The sequence below is a fragment of the Lysinibacillus sp. NPDC097868 genome (assembly GCF_044761135.1).
Lineage (GTDB): Bacteria > Bacillota > Bacilli > Bacillales_A > Planococcaceae > Lysinibacillus.
In genome coordinates, this window is sequence record NZ_JBIWBS010000004.1 from 196,597 (window position 1) to 213,818 (window position 17,222).

Here is a 17,222-nt window from a genome sequence, read left to right on the forward strand (position 1 = left end):
ATTACCTTTTTATTTTACTAGAAATTTCAGAGGAAATAGAGCACTGCTTTCGAAAGAAAAACATCTCATTTTGTCGGTGTTTTTGTTGAAAAATCATAGTTTTTAAGTATTTCTAAATAAAGCGAGAACAATTCTCAATAGTAGGTTGACTGATAATAAAAAGATGCTTATAATGAGAATCGTGAGTAATGATAATCATTTTCAGCTGATTATTAATTACACTCAATAATGAATCTACCGGGGATTACAATGAAAATAAGATATCTTTTAACAGCAACTGTTGTGTTGTCTATTGTGTCACTATTCATTGGTGTAGTAAACATTAAACCAAGTGACTTATTAGACTTCGGATCAGAAGAAACTAGACTATTTTTAATTAGTCGTATACCAAGACTTGTGGCAATTTTGTTAGCAGGTGCAGGTATGAGTATTGCTGGTTTAATTATGCAAAGCTTAAGTAGGAATAAGTTCGTGTCACCAACTACAGCAGGAACTTTAGATGCTACGAAATTAGGTGTACTAATTTCAATGATGTTTTTTACAAACGTCACGTACTTTCAAAAAATTTCCTTTGCTTTCATATTTGCTTTAGCCGGCACTTTAATATTTATGCAAATATTAAATCGAATAAAGTTCAAAGATGCGATTTTTATACCGCTTATTGGCTTAATGTTCGGAAATATCCTATCTTCTATTACGACATTCTTTGCGTATAAGGCTGATATTATCCAAAACATTTCCGCATGGTTACAAGGAGATTTCTCATTGATAATGAAAGGTCGTTATGAGCTTTTATACATAAGTGTACCTGTTCTAATTTTAGCTTACATTTATGCAAACCGTTTCACAGTGGCTGGAATGGGTGAGGATTTTGCAAAAAATCTTGGTCTTTCCTACAAATTCGTTGTGAATTTAGGTTTAGTGTTAGTAGCACTAGTGACAACTACGGTGGTACTAACAGTGGGTGTGATTCCGTTTCTTGGTTTAATTATTCCAAATATTATATCGCTATTCAAAGGGGATAACCTTGCAAAGACATTACCACACACGGCTTTACTCGGTATGTCGTTCCTATTATTCTGTGATATTTTAGGGCGCGTGTTGATTTTCCCTTATGAAATTCCGATTAGTATGACGGTCGGCGTCATCGGAAGTGCAATCTTTCTAATTATGTTATTTAGGGGGAGAGCATATGCGTAACCGTACCAAAATGTTGATATTAATTGGACTAGCAGTAGTCGCTATGTTACTGTACGTCTTTTATGCACTTAATGGGAACTATCATTATGCATTCCCACGTCGCCTTATTAAAGTAGTAGCGATGACATTAACGGGAATTGCCATTGCATATTCAACAGTAGTTTTCCAAACAATTACACATAATCGTATATTAACACCAAGTGTTATGGGGCTGGATGCTTTATACATGATGGTGCAAACAATTATTTATTACTTCTTTGGCTCGATGTCAATATTTGTTATTAATGCGCAATACAATTTTTTACTAGCTGTTTCAGCAATGGTTATCTTCGCGTTAATATTTTATCGAGTATTGTTTAAAGAAGGTAAACGTCCGATTTACTTCTTGCTGCTAGTCGGTATGATTGTCGGAACGTTTTTGGGAAGTGTCACAACATTCTTCCAAGTATTAATTGATCCTAATGAGTTCTTAAGCTTACAAAGTAAAATGTTTGCAAGCTTTAATAATGTGAATTCAGATTTAGTATGGTTAGCAGGGCTTGTAATTGTAGGTACTTTTATATATGGCTGGCGTCATATGAGTCAACTTGATGTTATGTCACTCGGTCGTGATACAGCGATAAATCTTGGAGTACCTTATGATAAGCTTGTACAACGCATGCTCATATTATCTTCAATATTAATCGCCGTTTCTACAGCTCTTGTTGGTCCAATTACATTCTTTGGCTTAATCGTAGCGAATTTATCGTATCAGTTTTTCAAGACGTACAAGCATTCTGTGTTAATTGCAGGTTCTTGTGTGATGAGTATTGTTGCTTTAGTCGGTGGTCAGTGGATGGTCGAGCGAATTTTCAATTTCGATACAACACTAAGCGTTATTATAAACTTTATAGGTGGTGTGTATTTCATCTACCTATTATTGAAGGAAAGTAGGTCAGCAGGATGATCCAAGTAAAAGAAATTTCTAAGTTTTTTGGGAAAAAGCCGGTCATTCAAGATGTTAGTGTAGACGTTGCGCCAGGTAAAATTACGTCCTTTATTGGACCAAATGGTGCAGGTAAATCAACACTGCTTTCAATGGTAAGCCGTTTACTTAATGCAGACACTGGTGAAGTATTACTCGATAAGTCAGACGTGCGTCGATGGAAATCTGATGACTTTGCAAAACGCGTATCGATTTTAAAGCAGTCAAATTACATGAATGTGCGCCTAACAATACGTGAACTTGTTTCCTTTGGTCGTTTTCCTTATTCAAAAGGAAATCTAAAACCAGAGGACGAGCAAAAAGTAGATGAGGCAATACAATATATGAATTTAGCGGATATTCAGCATAGTTATCTGGATGAATTATCAGGTGGTCAGCGTCAACGGGCATTTATTGCAATGGTCATTGCACAAGATACAGACTATATTTTACTAGACGAGCCACTCAACAATTTAGACATGAAGCATTCCGTGCAAATCATGAAAATACTGCGCAAGTTGGTGGATGAGCTAGGAAAAACGGTTGTCATTGTTTTACATGATATTAACTTTGCATCCGTATATTCTGATCATATCGTCGCTTTAAAAAATGGACGTGTTGTAAAAGACGGTCCTACTAATGACATTATTAACTCAGATGCGCTAAAGGAAATCTATGATATGGATATCCCTGTACAAGAGCAAAATGGTTGTCGCATTTGTGTGTATTTTAACTCTTAGTAACAATAGATAGTCATTACTATCTAAAAATATAAAAACAATTAAAGGAGATTTCACAATGAAAAATTGGAAATTACTTACTGTATTAATGGCAATGATGCTTTTAGTATTAGCTGCTTGTGGTTCTAAAGAAGAATCAAAAGAAGATGATAAAGGTTCAACGGATAATAAGCCTGCTGAAGAGCAAAATGAAGCTGCTTCTGCTTACCCAATTACAATCCCAGGTAGCACATCTGGTGAAAATACTTTTGAAGATGTAACATTAAAAGAACAACCAAAAAATGTTGTTGTATTTGACTATGGTTTCCTTGATACTTTAGATGCTTTAGGCGTTGAAGTTGCAGGGGTTCCACAACAATCAGTACCTAATTATTTAAGCAAATATGCTGACACTACTTACGTAAATGTTGGTTCTTTAAAAGAGCCTGACTTTGAAGCAATCTCTTCTATGAGCCCAGACATCATTTTCATCTCTGGTCGTCAAGCGTCTGCATACGCAGAATTATCTAAAATTGCGCCTACTGTATTCGTTGGTGTAGATAATAATAATTTCATGGAATCATTTAAAACAAATACTGAATTAGCTGGTAAAATTTTTAATAAAGAAAAAGAAGCTGCTGACGCATTCGCTGCATACGAAGCAAAAGTAGAAGAGCTTAAAGCGAAAACTGCTTCATCTGAAGACAAAGCATTAATCGTTTTAGGGAATGAAGGTTCATTATCTGCATATGGTCCGGGTTCACGTTTCGGTGTTATTCATGACGTATTTGGCGTAAAAGCTGCAGATGATAAAATTGAAGCTTCTACACATGGTGCTAACGCTTCATTCGAATATGTACGTGACACAAACCCAGATATTTTATTCGTAGTTGACCGTGACGCTGCCGTTAACCCAGAAGGTGAGTCTGGTACTAAAGCTGCTATTGAAAACGAAATCGTTGGTGCTACTAACGCTGCTAAAAACGGCAAAATTTATTACCTTGATCCAGAATATTGGTACCTATCTGGTGGCGGTTTACAATCAGAAACTGCAAAAGCTGAAGATATTTTAAAGGCGTTTAACTAATATGTTTGTACAAATTAAACGTATGGTCGTAACAGAGGGCAACGGAGATAAGGTTGTTGAACGATTTGGAGCTAAAAAAGACGGCCCATCATTACTTGAACAGCAACCAGGATTTATCGATAAGCAAATCCTTGTAAAAAAAGTACGCCGTGGAGATGAAGAAGTGCTAATTATGGTTCGTTGGGAATCAGAAGAAGCATGGAAAAATTGGGAGAAGAGCCCTGAGCATATTGCTGGTCATAAAGCTAATGCTGGTAAGCCTAAACCTGACTATATCATCGAAAGCGGACAAGATGTTTACTATGTAAAAGGTTAATAAAATCAGAGGTGTCTCACAAGTTAATTGTGGCACCTCTTTTTTTGTTATCTAACTTCTTAAATAGTGCAACATAATGCGATTGGGGTTTGAACAGTTAGGAATTAACTTAGGAGATAGTCGATTGATTGATTAGAAGTCTAAGTATTTTTGTTGGATTGGTGTTAAGGATTATTTTAGGAAATGATGGGACGGAAGGCAAGGAGTTTTTAGTTAAATTGCGCCACACCTCGCCACACATAGAAGGGTGAATTTTGAGGTAAACAATAAATTTCATTTAAATTAAGTAGCACCTAAAGCTGTGCATAACGTAAAATATCTGCTTAATGTTTAATGGAAGCTTTGCTCCAAATATTAAATGCTGAGTTAATGTTGAAGGAGATGCCGCTATTATTAATGAATAATCCTGTAATATTGGTTGGATAGTACTGATAGGCGTCATATTCCTCTGTAACTGTATGAACCATTTTTGAAGAGGTATTATGATTTATATTTTGGAAATCAGTTGGTGAGTCTTTAAAGCTGCTTAATTCAACGACATTACTGCTGTTTTGACCATTCTGCGTTCCTCTAGCATAAACAATGCAGTATTGTGAAGTTTTATAGAGCATCGGTGTATGGATATTCAAACCAGATGTAAAAGGGCTCACTAAAGACAATAATGGTAAATCTTTTTCTGGTACTTTTACAATGTCATGTTGCGCCATATATGTGTCTAGTTTTTGCTGAAAAGTATCTTCAAATCCAGGAATATCACAAATGAAGGAAATAGAAGACTTATGTTTATACTCTGCTAAAGCTTCTTGATAAGCTCGTTGTTCAGCTTGAATGATCAATTGTTCAATAGATTGTTGTTCATTAGAAGGCTTTTTAATAGTAATTTCTTCTGCAGAGACAGAAATTGTACAGGAAAAAGTTTCTGTAAGTATTAACACGTTGTCATTTACTCCATTAGTCATTTCAATCACTCCTTAATGTTGGAGAATATTTTATAGAGAACTTTAAAATATCATAAGGCTTAAATTGGAAATTGAGTCACATACAATACTAATAAATTTTACTTATCTTAAGCGTAACATCAGTCAGGACGCCATTTCAATGGTCAGTTAACGCCAAAAACTGGCGGTCACCTTTGGGACACCGCCATTTTTTTACTATTTCTTAGCAAAAAAATGGCGTGCTATCTATGAATACCGCCATTTTTTGGCGGTATTTATGTATTTATAATAATGATTAATAGAAAATAAGAGTGATTCATTTAACACATAAAGTCTAGAATTAATTCCCATTAATATGTATAATATTTAACAATATGTTTAGGGGAGTAGAGGACTATTGGGTGATATAGATGGACGTATTAATGATTCATTAGACAGTCTGATTGAAAATGATTTGGTGCTAGGTGATGAATTAAAGACAATGCTTAAAAGTTTTAAAGCAGAAAAGAAAGCAATGGGCTATTCATTTGGTAAACTCTGTTTTTGGCATTATGAAGCATTTGTTGATTGTTTGAATGAAGATATATATAAAGTTGCTGCAGCTATCGAACTTCTAATTTTGTCCTATGATATTATTGATGATTTGCAGGATAAGGATACAGACTATATTTGGAGCAAAACACCTGAACTTTCTTTAAATGCAGCACTTGCCTTGCTCGTAATGTCATCTAGAGCAATACATGACACTTCTTTTGAACATAAAGATATAGCCATTCGTTTACTTGAACAATATGCTTTACGTAGTATTAGTGGTCAGCAGTTAGATGTACTTAATGCTTGTCGAGATGAGCAATCCTACTTACAAATGATTGACCAAAAATCAGGGTCACTTACAGCAATGAGTTGTGTCATTGGTGAGGCACTTGCAAAAGGGAGGGTGACTGCTGAAATAGAGGAGTACGGGAAATACATAGGTATTATCCAACAAATTAAAAATGATATTCTAGATTTACAAACTTGGGGACCTAAAAATGATCTTTTAAACAGAAAGTATTCATTGCCAATTATTTATCTAATGGCACAAAAAAATAGTGTATCAAAATCTGTGATAAACTATTATAATAAAGATATAGTTACATTTTTGGATAATAATGTTACAGAAATTGAGTTGACAAATAGTGGTGCAATACGTTATGCGGTTGCAATTAAAAATCTCTATAAGATAAAAGCATTGAATAATCTTGAAAAAGTTGCTATAAACAAGTTAGGTAAAGAATACCTAATAAAACTAATGAAATGAGGAGAGATTTTATGATTAATGTAATTCAGTATCTAGAAGAAAACCCAGCACTAGTACCACTGTTAAAAGAGCAAAAAGTTGCATTAATTGGTGTTTCTGCAATTGAACAACAGGCAATACTTGACTCATTCGAAGATGTACTATGCTTAAGAGACCCTATTTGGAATTAAATTTATATAATCAAAAATGGTTTATGCTTGCTATAAGTGTTTACATAATGCTAGGTGTCTACCTGCTATATGTTCCTTATAGCAAGCCTTATTTGGGTATAGATTTGATAGAGGAAAAGGGAAACTGGGTAATAGAGCATTCACATGATCAAATAGTGGATGGTCAGAAAATATCTGCAGGGGATATTGTATTAAAAGTAGATAATATTGAAATTGAAGATATTTCTTATATTAAGTATGATTTTACAATTAGGGCTGCAAATTCACTAACAATATTAAAGTCTAACGGAGAAATAATTAATATTAAACCAAGTGGTTTAGATTTTTCGGAACGGTTTTATTATATATTGTTAATCCCTGCATGTTACTATTTTCTTACCTTATTTGTTGTATGTTATTTGCATTATAAACAAAAAAACAACTCGCTTTTAAGATTGCTCATTTTATTTATGCTAACTGTTTCCTTGGCATATGTGAGTATTGGTGCATCTGGTAGTCTCGACATCATAGGAATTATGGCCAATCGAGGTAGTATGTTGTTATGTTTAGTGTTACTGTTACATTTTTTAAGAAACTATTATTCATTTTTAAAAGCTAATTGGTTACTTTTTAACAATATTAAATTATTTTATTTATTGCCTATAATGGCGGTGTTACTTAGTTATGTTGGCATTATTAATAATAATTTGCATAACTTTCTTTCTTATGTTGTTTTAGCTACTTTTTTAATTTTACTTATTTTAATACTTATTATTTTATTGTTTAGTTATTTTAAATATAAATCACCTCAGTTAAAAATTTTATTGAATAGTGTAATGATTCCATTTCTTCCATTCCTATTTCTCTATGCACTTCCAAATATTCTTTTTCATCATCCCGTGCTTTCCGCCGAAATCAGTGCTTTATTTTTATTATTGATTCCTTTTAGTTTTATTTTTACACAACTAACGGAACGATTATTTGACATTGAGTATCATATTACAAGGCTTCGTTACTATGTCATATTTTCTGTAATTTTTACTGCATGGTTTACTTTTGGTTTGTATTGGATAGCGGGAAAATTTTTAACTATGACTATTATGTCAGGTGTTTCGTTATTTACTTTTTTATCGTTAATTGTTCTTTTCTACATAAAAGAAAAGGTAGATTATCGCAAGCGAAAAATTTTGTTTTCTACTAAAGGGGATTATATACATCAGTTATATACTGCTGTAGATAGAATTGGTAAGACGATTAAATTAGACGAGCTTCTAGAAAAGTTTGCTCAGGAAGTTTCGCTGCACCTAGAGCTTGAGCATGTATTTGTATTAACCTATGACTATGACACAAATCAGTTTACTTCAATGGTTGAGGGAAAGGTTCCGATAAATCCTATACTAATGGAAGATTTGAAATTAGGAGAAATACGGAAAATTGACAAAGTCTATCTAGCTTTCCTCCATCAAGATGCTCATTACAAAAGAGCCTTAGTATTGGGGCATAATAATTCAATTCATTTAAAAGATGAAGAGCTTTTATGGCTCGAATTGCTCCTGTTATATGTAAATAACTTTATTGAAAATACAAAAATGGTGGAAGAACTGTTAGAGGAACTAAAGCATATGAAGCAAGCAGATGAAGGTCAATTACCTTGGCTAAATAAGCTGTTATGGCTAAGGTTTGAAGAGGAGAAATATCAATTAGCTCAAGAGTTGCATGATACTAATTTACAAGAGCAACTCCATATTGCTCGTGAAGTAGATGTTTTAATAAATGCAAAGGATACTACAGAAATCCAACAAAAACTTGTCAAGATTCATAAACAAATGGTTGCATCTTTACATGATTTAAGAGCATATTGCGAGAATCTAAAGCCCCCATTATTAGACACATTAGGGCTGAATGCTGCATTAGAAAAGCTCATTCGAAAAGTAACAGAAAGAGCTAACTTTTTATTACTTTATACAATAGACCGCCTTTATTTAGAGGATGAACGAATGAATTTAATGATTTATCGTCTATTTCAAGAATTACTCAATAATGCTTTGAAACATTCCTATGCGTCAACAGTTGAAATTTACCTCAAGGAAATGGACAATGGATTTGAAATCATCTATAGGGATGATGGAGTAGGTTGTAATGTTAATGATATTATTGTTGCTGAATCGATGGGAATCCGTGGTATGCAAGAGCGTGTAAAAGCATTTGATGGACACTTTTACATTGATACTCAACTTAATGAAGGGATGTCTATTAGAATTAAAGTAAAAGAAGGAAGTGAAACACTTGATAACGATGCTCATAGTGGATGATCATCCTATTGTGTTAGAGGGAACGAAAAATTTATTTAAAGAGAATGAAGACATTTTAGTTGATACAGAGAGTGATGCAACTTCTGTAATACCAAAAATTAAGGACAAGCCATATGATATTTATCTAATTGATATCAATATGCCTTTAGAAAATGGCATTCATTTAGCGAGAAATATTAAAGCTATACAAATAGATGCTTCGATAATCCTTTATACGGGGGATGACATTACAGATTATTACCCACTAATTTTAGAAAAGAAAATAGAGGGGATTTTAGCCAAGACGGCTTCTAAAGAGCAGATCTTACGGACGGTTCGTGCGATTGCAAATGGAGAAATTGTTTTGCCAAAAAATTTCTTAGACTTTCTAGATAATCGATTTAAATTACAAGATGCTAAGCTCGATATACATTTAAATGAAAAAGAAAAGAAAATTTTGAGATTGATTGCTGAAGGGCATACAAATAAAGCGATAGCTATAGAATTAAACATTCCTCAACGAACAACTGAGAGATATTTAACACAACTGTTTTCCTTGCTAAATGTAGATTCGCGAACAGAAGCAGTAAATCTTGCTGAACGAATGAATTTACTATAGCATAGCTATATGCTAGTATGAAAGTTAATTGTTATATTTTTCTATAAAAGGATAGTATTTAGATGGTGTAAAGACACTATAATATTAATCAGGACAATTTCTTTTTGTTATATAACTAAATGCCTATAAAATCGAATGGACACCGCCACTTTTTGGCGGTGTTTTTTTCGTGACCGCCAAATCACGCCAAAAAAATAGCGAAGTCCGCCAAAAAACTGGCGTAAACCCAACATTGAAATGGTGGTATAAGTACTGGTACGCTTAGATTAATCGAGGTTAAGTAATTTTTTCCATAGTGAGTAATAGTTTAAGAGAATATATCGTTGAAATAAGCAGTTTAACTATTTAATTATATAGTAGAAAATGTAGTAGATTTTTTAAGGATGTTACTAGCTAGACAGCATACTCACGAAAAAACTTTAATAAAGGTAGGCGTATAATTTGAAAGTAGAACTTGAAAATTTAATCTCTATAGATGAATCTAACCAAGATCAAGTCATTAAAGTTTATAATCGCTACGGTATTTATGTAGGTGCGCCTGAAATCAGAAAAAGAAATTTGAAGGCATCTTTTAATCCTATTTTTACTTTAAATGAAGATGTGACGTATGAGCAGGTGGCAGCATTATATAAATCGTTGGAACATGAGTTGGGCATTGTATCTATTGGGGAACGTTTCTATTTTGACTTTTCAGACAGCGAATACGAACAAACGCCATTATTTACGTTAAACTCAACGGGCAACTCGCCAGAAATGTTTTTAGATGATCGAGGCACTTTATTTTCAATAAGTACATATTGTAAGCATTGTGGGCTTATGGAAAAAGAGCAACTTTCACCATTAGTTATTGATACTTCGCAAATGAAAGATCGTCATTTAGTCCATGTGAGTGGATACTGGGTGGCCTCTGAAGAATTAGTAGCATTAATGAAACAAGCAAATATTGAAGGCTATGAACTTCTAGAAGTAATTCATAGTGGATCAGAAGTAGGGAAGCAACCTGCATATCAAATAATACCTACACAAATGCTACCGTTTAGTAATGCTGAAAGAATAAAGCTGTATTTTGCAACTGAGCAGCCACCTTGCAAATGTGGGTTAAGTGGTGTAATTCTAGGCCCTGATATTTACGATGCTAAGGATATTATGAATTTAAATGGAGATGTATTCTATTCTTCAGAGTGGAGTCATGATGGCAGCTATCTTTACAGAAAAACAATATTCAGTAGAAAGTTTAGAGACTTAATTATTAATAATCATATTTCTCGAGAAGTTAGAGGGGAAAAGGATCGAAACTTCGGACCGAAAGATTGGTTATTCGACCCTGTATTATTGAAATAGTGTGAACTATGGAAGAATAAAAGGTGAGGGAGTGTTGATGTTGTTTAGAAAAATACTACCTATCGTTGCTATTTTATTTATCGTAGCATTAGCGCTTTCAAATTACTTTAATAAGCCGAATGAAGAATCCATTATATTAGCTAATATAATTAAGTACATTTTTATGCTATAAATCAGATGTCGTATATTTTCCTCAAGTTCACCTAATTATGGTATGATGTGAAAAAACATTGCATGAATGTGCTTTGAGGTGAAATTTTGATAAAAAAATGGTCATATCCATTAGCGATTTTAACACTTATTGTATTTTTTGCGTTACGCGTAACATACCAGAGTGACATGATTTTAAGTTTCGATAAAAAAGTGGCAGAAATACTGTTTGGCAATCGGTATATAGAGATTTTTCATTATATTGGTGAGCCGAAATTTGTAGTCGGGATCGCTATTATATTAATTTTATATTTAGCATGGAGAGCGAAAAATTACCGAGGCATGTTATTTGTAGTGTTAACATTTGCCGTAGGGAATGTGTTAAACCAAATGTTGAAAAAATGGGTGCAACGTCCGCGCCCTGATATAGAAGATCAATTAATATCATTCAGTTTTCCATCCGGACATGCTATGTCGGGCATACTGTATTTATTTACTGTTGCCTATTTATTATCTGAAAATAACACTAAGGCACGCCAAATACAGCTATGGATAGGTGCAATTGTGCTAACAATTCTTATTGGTCTATCACGAGTAGCAGGAGCGCGTCATTTTGCCTCCGATGTGCTAGCTGGGTGGAGTATAGGTTACACATGGTTCATCATTTGCGTTCTTTGGTATGAACGACGTAAGCGACTGTTTAAACCCAAAAACTAAGTGCCAGTCACCCAAACAATTCTGAATTCTTATAGCATTGCTAGCAGGTTATTTAAATATAGCTAAGATAAAAATCCACGAAGACTCCTGCAGGAACAGCACTAGAAGTAAGACGCAACAGGCACCGCGACAGCGACGGTTGCGTCTTACAAAATGCCCTGCGCGGAAAGCGAAGTGGATTTTTACGCTTTAGATAGCCCACATTATCCATTTGTCTGCAGTACCTATTCAAGGTGCTGCTTTTTTATGAAAATTTTTATGGGACATCCATTAAATATTTTCCTTACAAAAAAGAATTGCTTATAGGAAACTTTTAAGCTAAGATGAGTACAATAAAAAAAAGAGAAAAGGAAGAAGGAATTGGAAGGACAAATTTTATTTGCTTTAGGGTTAACCCTTTTTGCTGGACTTGCAACAGGAGTAGGAAGTTTAATTGCATTTTTTACCTCAAGAACTAATACTAAATTTTTATCAATAGCTCTTGGTTTTTCGGCGGGGGTTATGATTTATGTGTCACTTGTAGAAATTTTTGTGAAAGCAAAGGATGCATTAACCAATGCCTTAGGTACAACTAATGGTTATTGGATGACGATAGCGGGTTTCTTTGGCGGAATGTTATTTATAGCTTTGATTGATAAGTTTATTCCGAAATCGACTAATCCTCATGAAGTAAAGCTTGTGGAAGATGTTAATGCTATTAAACCACAGGTAGATGAAAGCCACTTAATGAAAATGGGCGTATTCACTGCACTTGCAATAGGAATTCACAATTTTCCTGAAGGCATAGCAACATTTATGTCTGCTATGAATGACCCGAATGTCGGTATTGCGATTGCAATTGCTGTAGCCATTCATAATATCCCTGAAGGAATTGCTGTCTCCGTTCCTATTTATTTTGCTACAGGAAATCGTAGAAAAGCATTTAAACTTTCCTTTTTATCGGGGTTAGCAGAGCCTGTTGGTGCGCTAGTAGCTTATTTGCTATTAATGCCGTTTTTATCGGATGTCATGTTCGGTATTGTATTTGCAGGTGTGGCAGGAATAATGGTATTTATATCATTAGATGAGCTACTACCAGCCGCACAGAGGTACGATGAAACACATTTATCAATGTATGGTTTAGTTGCTGGAATGGCAGTGATGGCTGTTAGCTTAGTATTATTAGCGTAAATGCTTAACTTGCTATTTAAAAAAGGAATCTAGTCTTATCGGCTAGATTCCTTTTATTATGCTTCTATTAATTCTTTAACTGTCTCTAAGCAGTCATAAAAAGTGTTAAAAGGCTTATAGGGGATATGTAAATCTTTACAGCGATCAATTAATTGCTCCCTAGCTAATACTAAATCTGCTTGTTTAGCAGCTTCAAAATCGGAAATAGAGTCACCGATAACGATTTTAAATTGATCGTGCTGTGCCATTTCTCGCATGACGGTTGGCTTGCAACAACCACAACTTTGTGTTGAAAATTTTGCACATTGCTCATCGCAGCTATGAGGATAGACAACAGTAATTTGCTCTCCAGAAAAGTCAGCACTATTGCAATAAATTCCTGAGAAGGGGCCGAATCTTTCAAGCAATGGTTGAATGAAAAAATCTACACCGCCACTCACAATGTAAAATGGAATGTCGTGCTCCTGTGCATAGCGGACAAATTCGCTAAAGCCCTCACGGATCACAGCGGTCTCCATCAAATATTGAATGATATCATCTTTTTGGTTAGTCGATAAAAGATCAAACATAGCAGTAATACCTTCTTTAAAGCTAATTGTTTGAGCCATCATTGCCTTTGCAATTTTCTCAGATTGCTCAGGAACGAAATGCGTCATTAGAGAGACAATATTATCTGTTTCTGTAATAGTGCCATCAAAATCGCAGAATATAATGGGTTTCACTGTATTTCCTCCTTCAAGAAAAAACGCCTACTTTGAAGTAGACGTTCTACACTTATTTTACTTGTACACCATGCTCATCGGCCTTCGTTAAGATAATTTGATGTTCTGGGAACATTGATTGCATTGTTGTCACAAAGTTATCAGCAATAGTAGTTGGAATAATGGAAATGAGTGTCGGACCTGCTCCACTTAATGCTGTACCGTATGCACCATGTGCTTTTGCAGCTTCACGGATTTCTGCATATTGAGGTATCAATGTTGAACGGAAAGGTTCATGGAACAAATCCGCTTCCATGTAGTGTCCTGCACGTTTAAAATCTCGTGACATTAAAGATGCAGCTAGCATATTAGCGTTTGCAGAAGCATGTACTGCATATGCTCGATCCAATTGTTTTGGTAAAACGGAGCGAGACTCACTCGTTTTTAGCTCAACATCTGGTACATACACAACAAAAGAAGCATTAATATCATTTACATGGAATGTATCTACTATTCCGTTTTCATCCATTGAGGAAATCGTCAAGCCGCCGAGTACCGAGGCAGTCGCATTATCAGGATGCCCTTCAATTTGAGAAGATAAATTTAGTTTATCCTGTATAGTTAACTTTAAATCGCATAATTGGTTGGCTAGCTCAATACCCGCTACAATGACAGCAGCGCTACTTCCTAAACCACGAGCTAATGGTAGTTCACTTGCCATTTTAATACGGCAAGCAGGTAAATGTTTATTATACTGATCAGCAATTTTTTTGGCGATAATGTATAGTAAATGTTGTTCTAGCTCAAATTCACTAGGACCGTTGTCATCGAGATGTATAATCTCCCAACTATCCTGAAGGGAAACATCTAATTTCAAATAAAGAGACAAGCCGAGTCCGATAGAATCAAAGCCAGGACCTAAATTGGCTGTGCTCCCAGGAACGGTAATTTGCCACTTTTTACTCATAGTACACCCTCGATATATTTACGAATTTCTTCTTCATCATTTTTAAGAGATACGACGTCTACTGTTGAAACATTCATTGCAGTATCTGGATCTTTTAGCCCGTTACCAGTAAATACAGTCACGACTTTTGAGCCTTTAGCAATTTTACCGTTTTCAACAGATTTAATAACACCTGCTAATGATGCAGCTGAACCGGGCTCAACAAAAATCCCTTCAGTTCCTGCGATTAGCTTGTAAGCTGCTATAATTTCTTCGTCTGTTACAGAATCAATAATACCGCCAGACTCATCACGAGCTGCTTCAGCAAATTGCCAGCTGGCAGGGTTACCAATACGGATAGCTGTTGCAATGGTTTCTGGGTTAGGGATTGCTTCACCTTTTACAATTGCTGCGGCTCCTTCTGCTTCAAAGCCGTACATCTTTGGTAAACCTGAAGCTTTCACATCGTTATATTCTTTAAAGCCTTTCCAGTAAGCAGTGATGTTTCCTGCGTTCCCAACTGGAATGCATAAATAGTCTGGAGCAGATCCTAAAGCGTCCACAATTTCAAATGAAGCTGTTTTTTGCCCTTCAATACGGTATGGGTTAACTGAATTGACAAGTGCTACTGGCGTCGTTTCACTTACTTGGCGAACAATATTTAAAGCATCATCGAAATTGCCATCGATTTCAATAATTTTTGCACCGTACATTGTCGCTTGTGCTAGTTTACCAAGGGCTACTTTCCCTTTAGGAATAACTACAATCGACTGAATACCTGCGCGAGTTGCGTAAGCTGCAGCTGCAGCGGAAGTATTTCCTGTTGAGGCACAAATTACACATTTACTACCGTCCTCAATAGCCTTTGCTACCGCAAATACCATACCACGGTCCTTAAAAGAGCCGGTTGGATTTGCGCCTTCTATTTTACCATAAAGCTCGATACCAAGCTGTTTTGATAGATTAACTAAATGTATAAGAGGCGTATTGCCTTCGTTTAATGTTAGAGCAGGTGTATTTTCTGTTACGGGTAAAAATTGTTTATATTCTTCAATAAGGCCTTTCCACATAACGTAACGATCTCCTTTTGTTCTCATAGAAAGAACAGTTGTTTTTGTATAAGAGACATTTTAACGCAAATGACTATATATTTTCAATAGCAATTATTAAATTGTCTAAACAATTCGGTCATTTGAATTTTACTTGTCACTTTCTCGAAACAACTGTATAGTAAACTCGTAATGTAAAGTCATGTGTAAAGACAGGTGGTTGTTATGACAACAATAAAGACAGAACAATCTATTTCACGTAACAAGCTCTTAGGTGTTGCTGGAGTTGGCTGGCTCTTTGATGCGATGGACGTCGGTATTTTATCTTTCGTTATTACAGCGCTAGCAGTAGATTGGGATTTAACAAAAAGTCAAATGGGCTGGATTGGTAGCATCAATTCTATTGGTATGGCAGTAGGAGCACTTGCATTTGGGATTTTTGCCGATAAAGTTGGGCGTAAGCAAGTTTTTATGTGGACACTAATTCTATTTTCCGTAGCAAGCGGCATTTCCGCATTTACGACAACATTAGTAGCATTTATGGCATTACGTTTTTTAGTAGGGATGGGACTCGGCGGAGAACTACCAGTAGCATCTACACTTGTTTCTGAGAGTGTAGAGGCGAAGGAACGTGGAAGAGTAGTCGTATTGTTGGAAAGTTTTTGGGCAGCAGGTTGGCTAATTGCAGCACTCATATCTTATTTTGTCATACCTACATGGGGATGGCGAGTAGCTTTATTATTAACAGCCATTCCTGCTGTGTACGCTATTTACCTTCGTTGGCATTTGCCAGATTCACCGCAATTTACTGCAAAGGCTGAATCTAAAAAGCGCAGTGTCTTTCTCAATATGCGGGAAGTATGGTCGAAAAAATATGCACGTTCGACATTAATGTTATGGGTGCTTTGGTTCACTGTTGTATTCTCGTATTACGGAATGTTCTTATGGTTGCCGAGCGTAATGGTAGGAAAAGGTTTTGATATGATTACTAGCTTTAAGTATGTACTGATTATGACGTTAGCACAGTTGCCAGGATACTTTACAGCTGCATGGTTTATCGAAAAGTTTGGACGGAAATTTGTACTTGTTTCCTATTTAATTGGAACGGCTGTAAGTGCTTTCATTTTTGGTAATGCAGAAACGATGGCAGTGCTTTTAATATCGGGTATGTTTTTATCTTTCTTTAACTTAGGTGCATGGGGCGCACTATACGCTTACACACCGGAACAGTATCCAGCAGTTATTCGCGGTACAGGTGCAGGCATGGCAGCAGCGGTTGGAAGAATTGGCGGTATTTTTGGGCCGTTATTAGTAGGATCCTTATTAACAGCAGGCTATGATATCGGCTTTATTTTTGCGATTTTCTGTGGTGCAATAATTATCGGGGTCATTGGCGTTATATTTTTAGGGACAGAAACAAAACAAATTGAATTAGAGTAAAAAAGAAAGTCTTGGATTCTAACTGAATCCAAGACTTTTTCAAATGCTCATCATTTAAAAAATAAAATAAGAGTTTATTTTTATACAAATTTTTCTGAAATATGTTAAAATTTCGAATTGAATAT

The 17,222-nt window shown here is 35.2% G+C and carries 18 protein-coding genes; 14 read left to right on the forward strand and 4 right to left on the reverse strand.

What is annotated here, in order from left to right:
- The first annotated feature begins 249 nt into the window (after positions 1-249).
- Genes ACIQXJ_RS20050 through ACIQXJ_RS20070 form a run of 5 tightly spaced genes read left to right on the forward strand, consistent with a single transcriptional unit; the run spans position 250 to position 4,286 of the window.
- Positions 250-1,200: an ABC transporter permease gene (locus ACIQXJ_RS20050; protein WP_401013068.1), complete on the forward strand. Its 951-nt coding sequence runs from the start codon at positions 250-252 to the stop codon at positions 1,198-1,200.
- Positions 1,193-2,146 (forward strand): iron chelate uptake ABC transporter family permease subunit, encoded by a 954-nt coding sequence (locus ACIQXJ_RS20055; RefSeq protein ID WP_403056899.1) that lies wholly within the window; start codon positions 1,193-1,195, stop codon positions 2,144-2,146. The genes ACIQXJ_RS20050 and ACIQXJ_RS20055 overlap by 8 nt, the downstream gene beginning before the upstream one ends.
- Entirely contained in the window at positions 2,143-2,904 is a 762-nt protein-coding gene (locus tag ACIQXJ_RS20060) for an iron ABC transporter ATP-binding protein (RefSeq protein ID WP_401013065.1), read from the forward strand. Before ACIQXJ_RS20055 ends, ACIQXJ_RS20060 begins: the two co-directional genes overlap by 4 nt.
- Before the next feature lie 58 nt (positions 2,905-2,962).
- Positions 2,963-3,970, forward strand: a complete 1,008-nt coding sequence (locus ACIQXJ_RS20065) for a siderophore ABC transporter substrate-binding protein (RefSeq protein WP_403056902.1) — start codon at positions 2,963-2,965, stop codon at positions 3,968-3,970.
- Between the two features lies 1 nt (position 3,971).
- Positions 3,972-4,286 (forward strand): antibiotic biosynthesis monooxygenase family protein, encoded by a 315-nt coding sequence (locus tag ACIQXJ_RS20070; RefSeq protein WP_403056906.1) that lies wholly within the window; start codon positions 3,972-3,974, stop codon positions 4,284-4,286.
- Positions 4,287-4,609: 323 nt separating this feature from the next.
- Here the strand turns inward: ACIQXJ_RS20070 and ACIQXJ_RS20075 are convergent, their stop codons facing one another.
- Positions 4,610-5,245 (reverse strand): hypothetical protein, encoded by a 636-nt coding sequence (locus ACIQXJ_RS20075; RefSeq protein WP_403056909.1) that lies wholly within the window; start codon positions 5,243-5,245, stop codon positions 4,610-4,612.
- A gap of 376 nt (positions 5,246-5,621) precedes the next feature.
- Here ACIQXJ_RS20075 and ACIQXJ_RS20080 point away from each other — a divergent pair, with 376 nt between their 5' ends.
- The 8 genes from ACIQXJ_RS20080 to zupT all read left to right on the forward strand — a co-directional run bounded on the left by ACIQXJ_RS20080 (position 5,622) and on the right by zupT (position 12,961).
- Positions 5,622-6,524: a polyprenyl synthetase family protein gene (locus ACIQXJ_RS20080; protein ID WP_403056912.1), complete on the forward strand. Its 903-nt coding sequence runs from the start codon at positions 5,622-5,624 to the stop codon at positions 6,522-6,524.
- 11 nt (positions 6,525-6,535) lie between these two features.
- On the forward strand, positions 6,536-6,694 hold the full coding sequence (comX, locus tag ACIQXJ_RS20085; protein WP_139860011.1) for a competence pheromone ComX: 159 nt from the start codon (positions 6,536-6,538) through the stop codon (positions 6,692-6,694).
- 47 nt (positions 6,695-6,741) lie between these two features.
- Positions 6,742-8,985, forward strand: a complete 2,244-nt coding sequence (locus ACIQXJ_RS20090) for a sensor histidine kinase (RefSeq protein ID WP_403057067.1) — start codon at positions 6,742-6,744, stop codon at positions 8,983-8,985.
- On the forward strand, positions 8,969-9,583 hold the full coding sequence (locus ACIQXJ_RS20095; protein WP_401013446.1) for a response regulator: 615 nt from the start codon (positions 8,969-8,971) through the stop codon (positions 9,581-9,583). The genes ACIQXJ_RS20090 and ACIQXJ_RS20095 overlap by 17 nt, the downstream gene beginning before the upstream one ends.
- A gap of 441 nt (positions 9,584-10,024) precedes the next feature.
- Positions 10,025-10,924, forward strand: coding sequence for a hypothetical protein (locus tag ACIQXJ_RS20100; protein WP_403056915.1), 900 nt, complete (start codon positions 10,025-10,027; stop codon positions 10,922-10,924).
- Positions 10,925-10,961: 37 nt separating this feature from the next.
- Complete coding sequence (locus ACIQXJ_RS20105) at positions 10,962-11,096, forward strand: hypothetical protein (RefSeq protein ID WP_340821996.1); 135 nt, start codon at positions 10,962-10,964, stop codon at positions 11,094-11,096.
- An 89-nt stretch (positions 11,097-11,185) separates the two neighbouring features.
- Entirely contained in the window at positions 11,186-11,791 is a 606-nt protein-coding gene (locus ACIQXJ_RS20110) for a phosphatase PAP2 family protein (RefSeq protein WP_403057070.1), read from the forward strand.
- Positions 11,792-12,151: 360 nt separating this feature from the next.
- Positions 12,152-12,961 carry a zinc transporter ZupT gene (zupT, locus tag ACIQXJ_RS20115; protein ID WP_403056918.1) on the forward strand — a complete coding sequence of 270 codons (810 nt, stop codon included), beginning with the start codon at positions 12,152-12,154 and terminating at the stop codon, positions 12,959-12,961.
- Between the two features lie 56 nt (positions 12,962-13,017).
- Here zupT and ACIQXJ_RS20120 read toward each other — a convergent pair whose 3' ends face one another.
- The 3 genes from ACIQXJ_RS20120 to thrC are packed head-to-tail and all read right to left on the reverse strand — an operon-like array spanning position 13,018 to position 15,678.
- Complete coding sequence (locus tag ACIQXJ_RS20120) at positions 13,018-13,683, reverse strand: 2-hydroxy-3-keto-5-methylthiopentenyl-1-phosphate phosphatase (protein WP_403056921.1); 666 nt, start codon at positions 13,681-13,683, stop codon at positions 13,018-13,020.
- A 52-nt stretch (positions 13,684-13,735) separates the two neighbouring features.
- On the reverse strand, positions 13,736-14,629 hold the full coding sequence (thrB, locus tag ACIQXJ_RS20125; protein WP_403056924.1) for a homoserine kinase: 894 nt from the start codon (positions 14,627-14,629) through the stop codon (positions 13,736-13,738).
- Positions 14,626-15,678 (reverse strand): threonine synthase, encoded by a 1,053-nt coding sequence (gene thrC, locus ACIQXJ_RS20130; protein WP_403056927.1) that lies wholly within the window; start codon positions 15,676-15,678, stop codon positions 14,626-14,628. The genes thrB and thrC overlap by 4 nt, the downstream gene beginning before the upstream one ends.
- Before the next feature lie 204 nt (positions 15,679-15,882).
- On the opposite strand from thrC, the gene ACIQXJ_RS20135 reads away from it, so the two are divergent.
- Entirely contained in the window at positions 15,883-17,097 is a 1,215-nt protein-coding gene (locus ACIQXJ_RS20135; RefSeq protein WP_403056930.1) for an MFS transporter, read from the forward strand.
- The last annotated feature ends 125 nt before the right edge of the window (positions 17,098-17,222 follow it).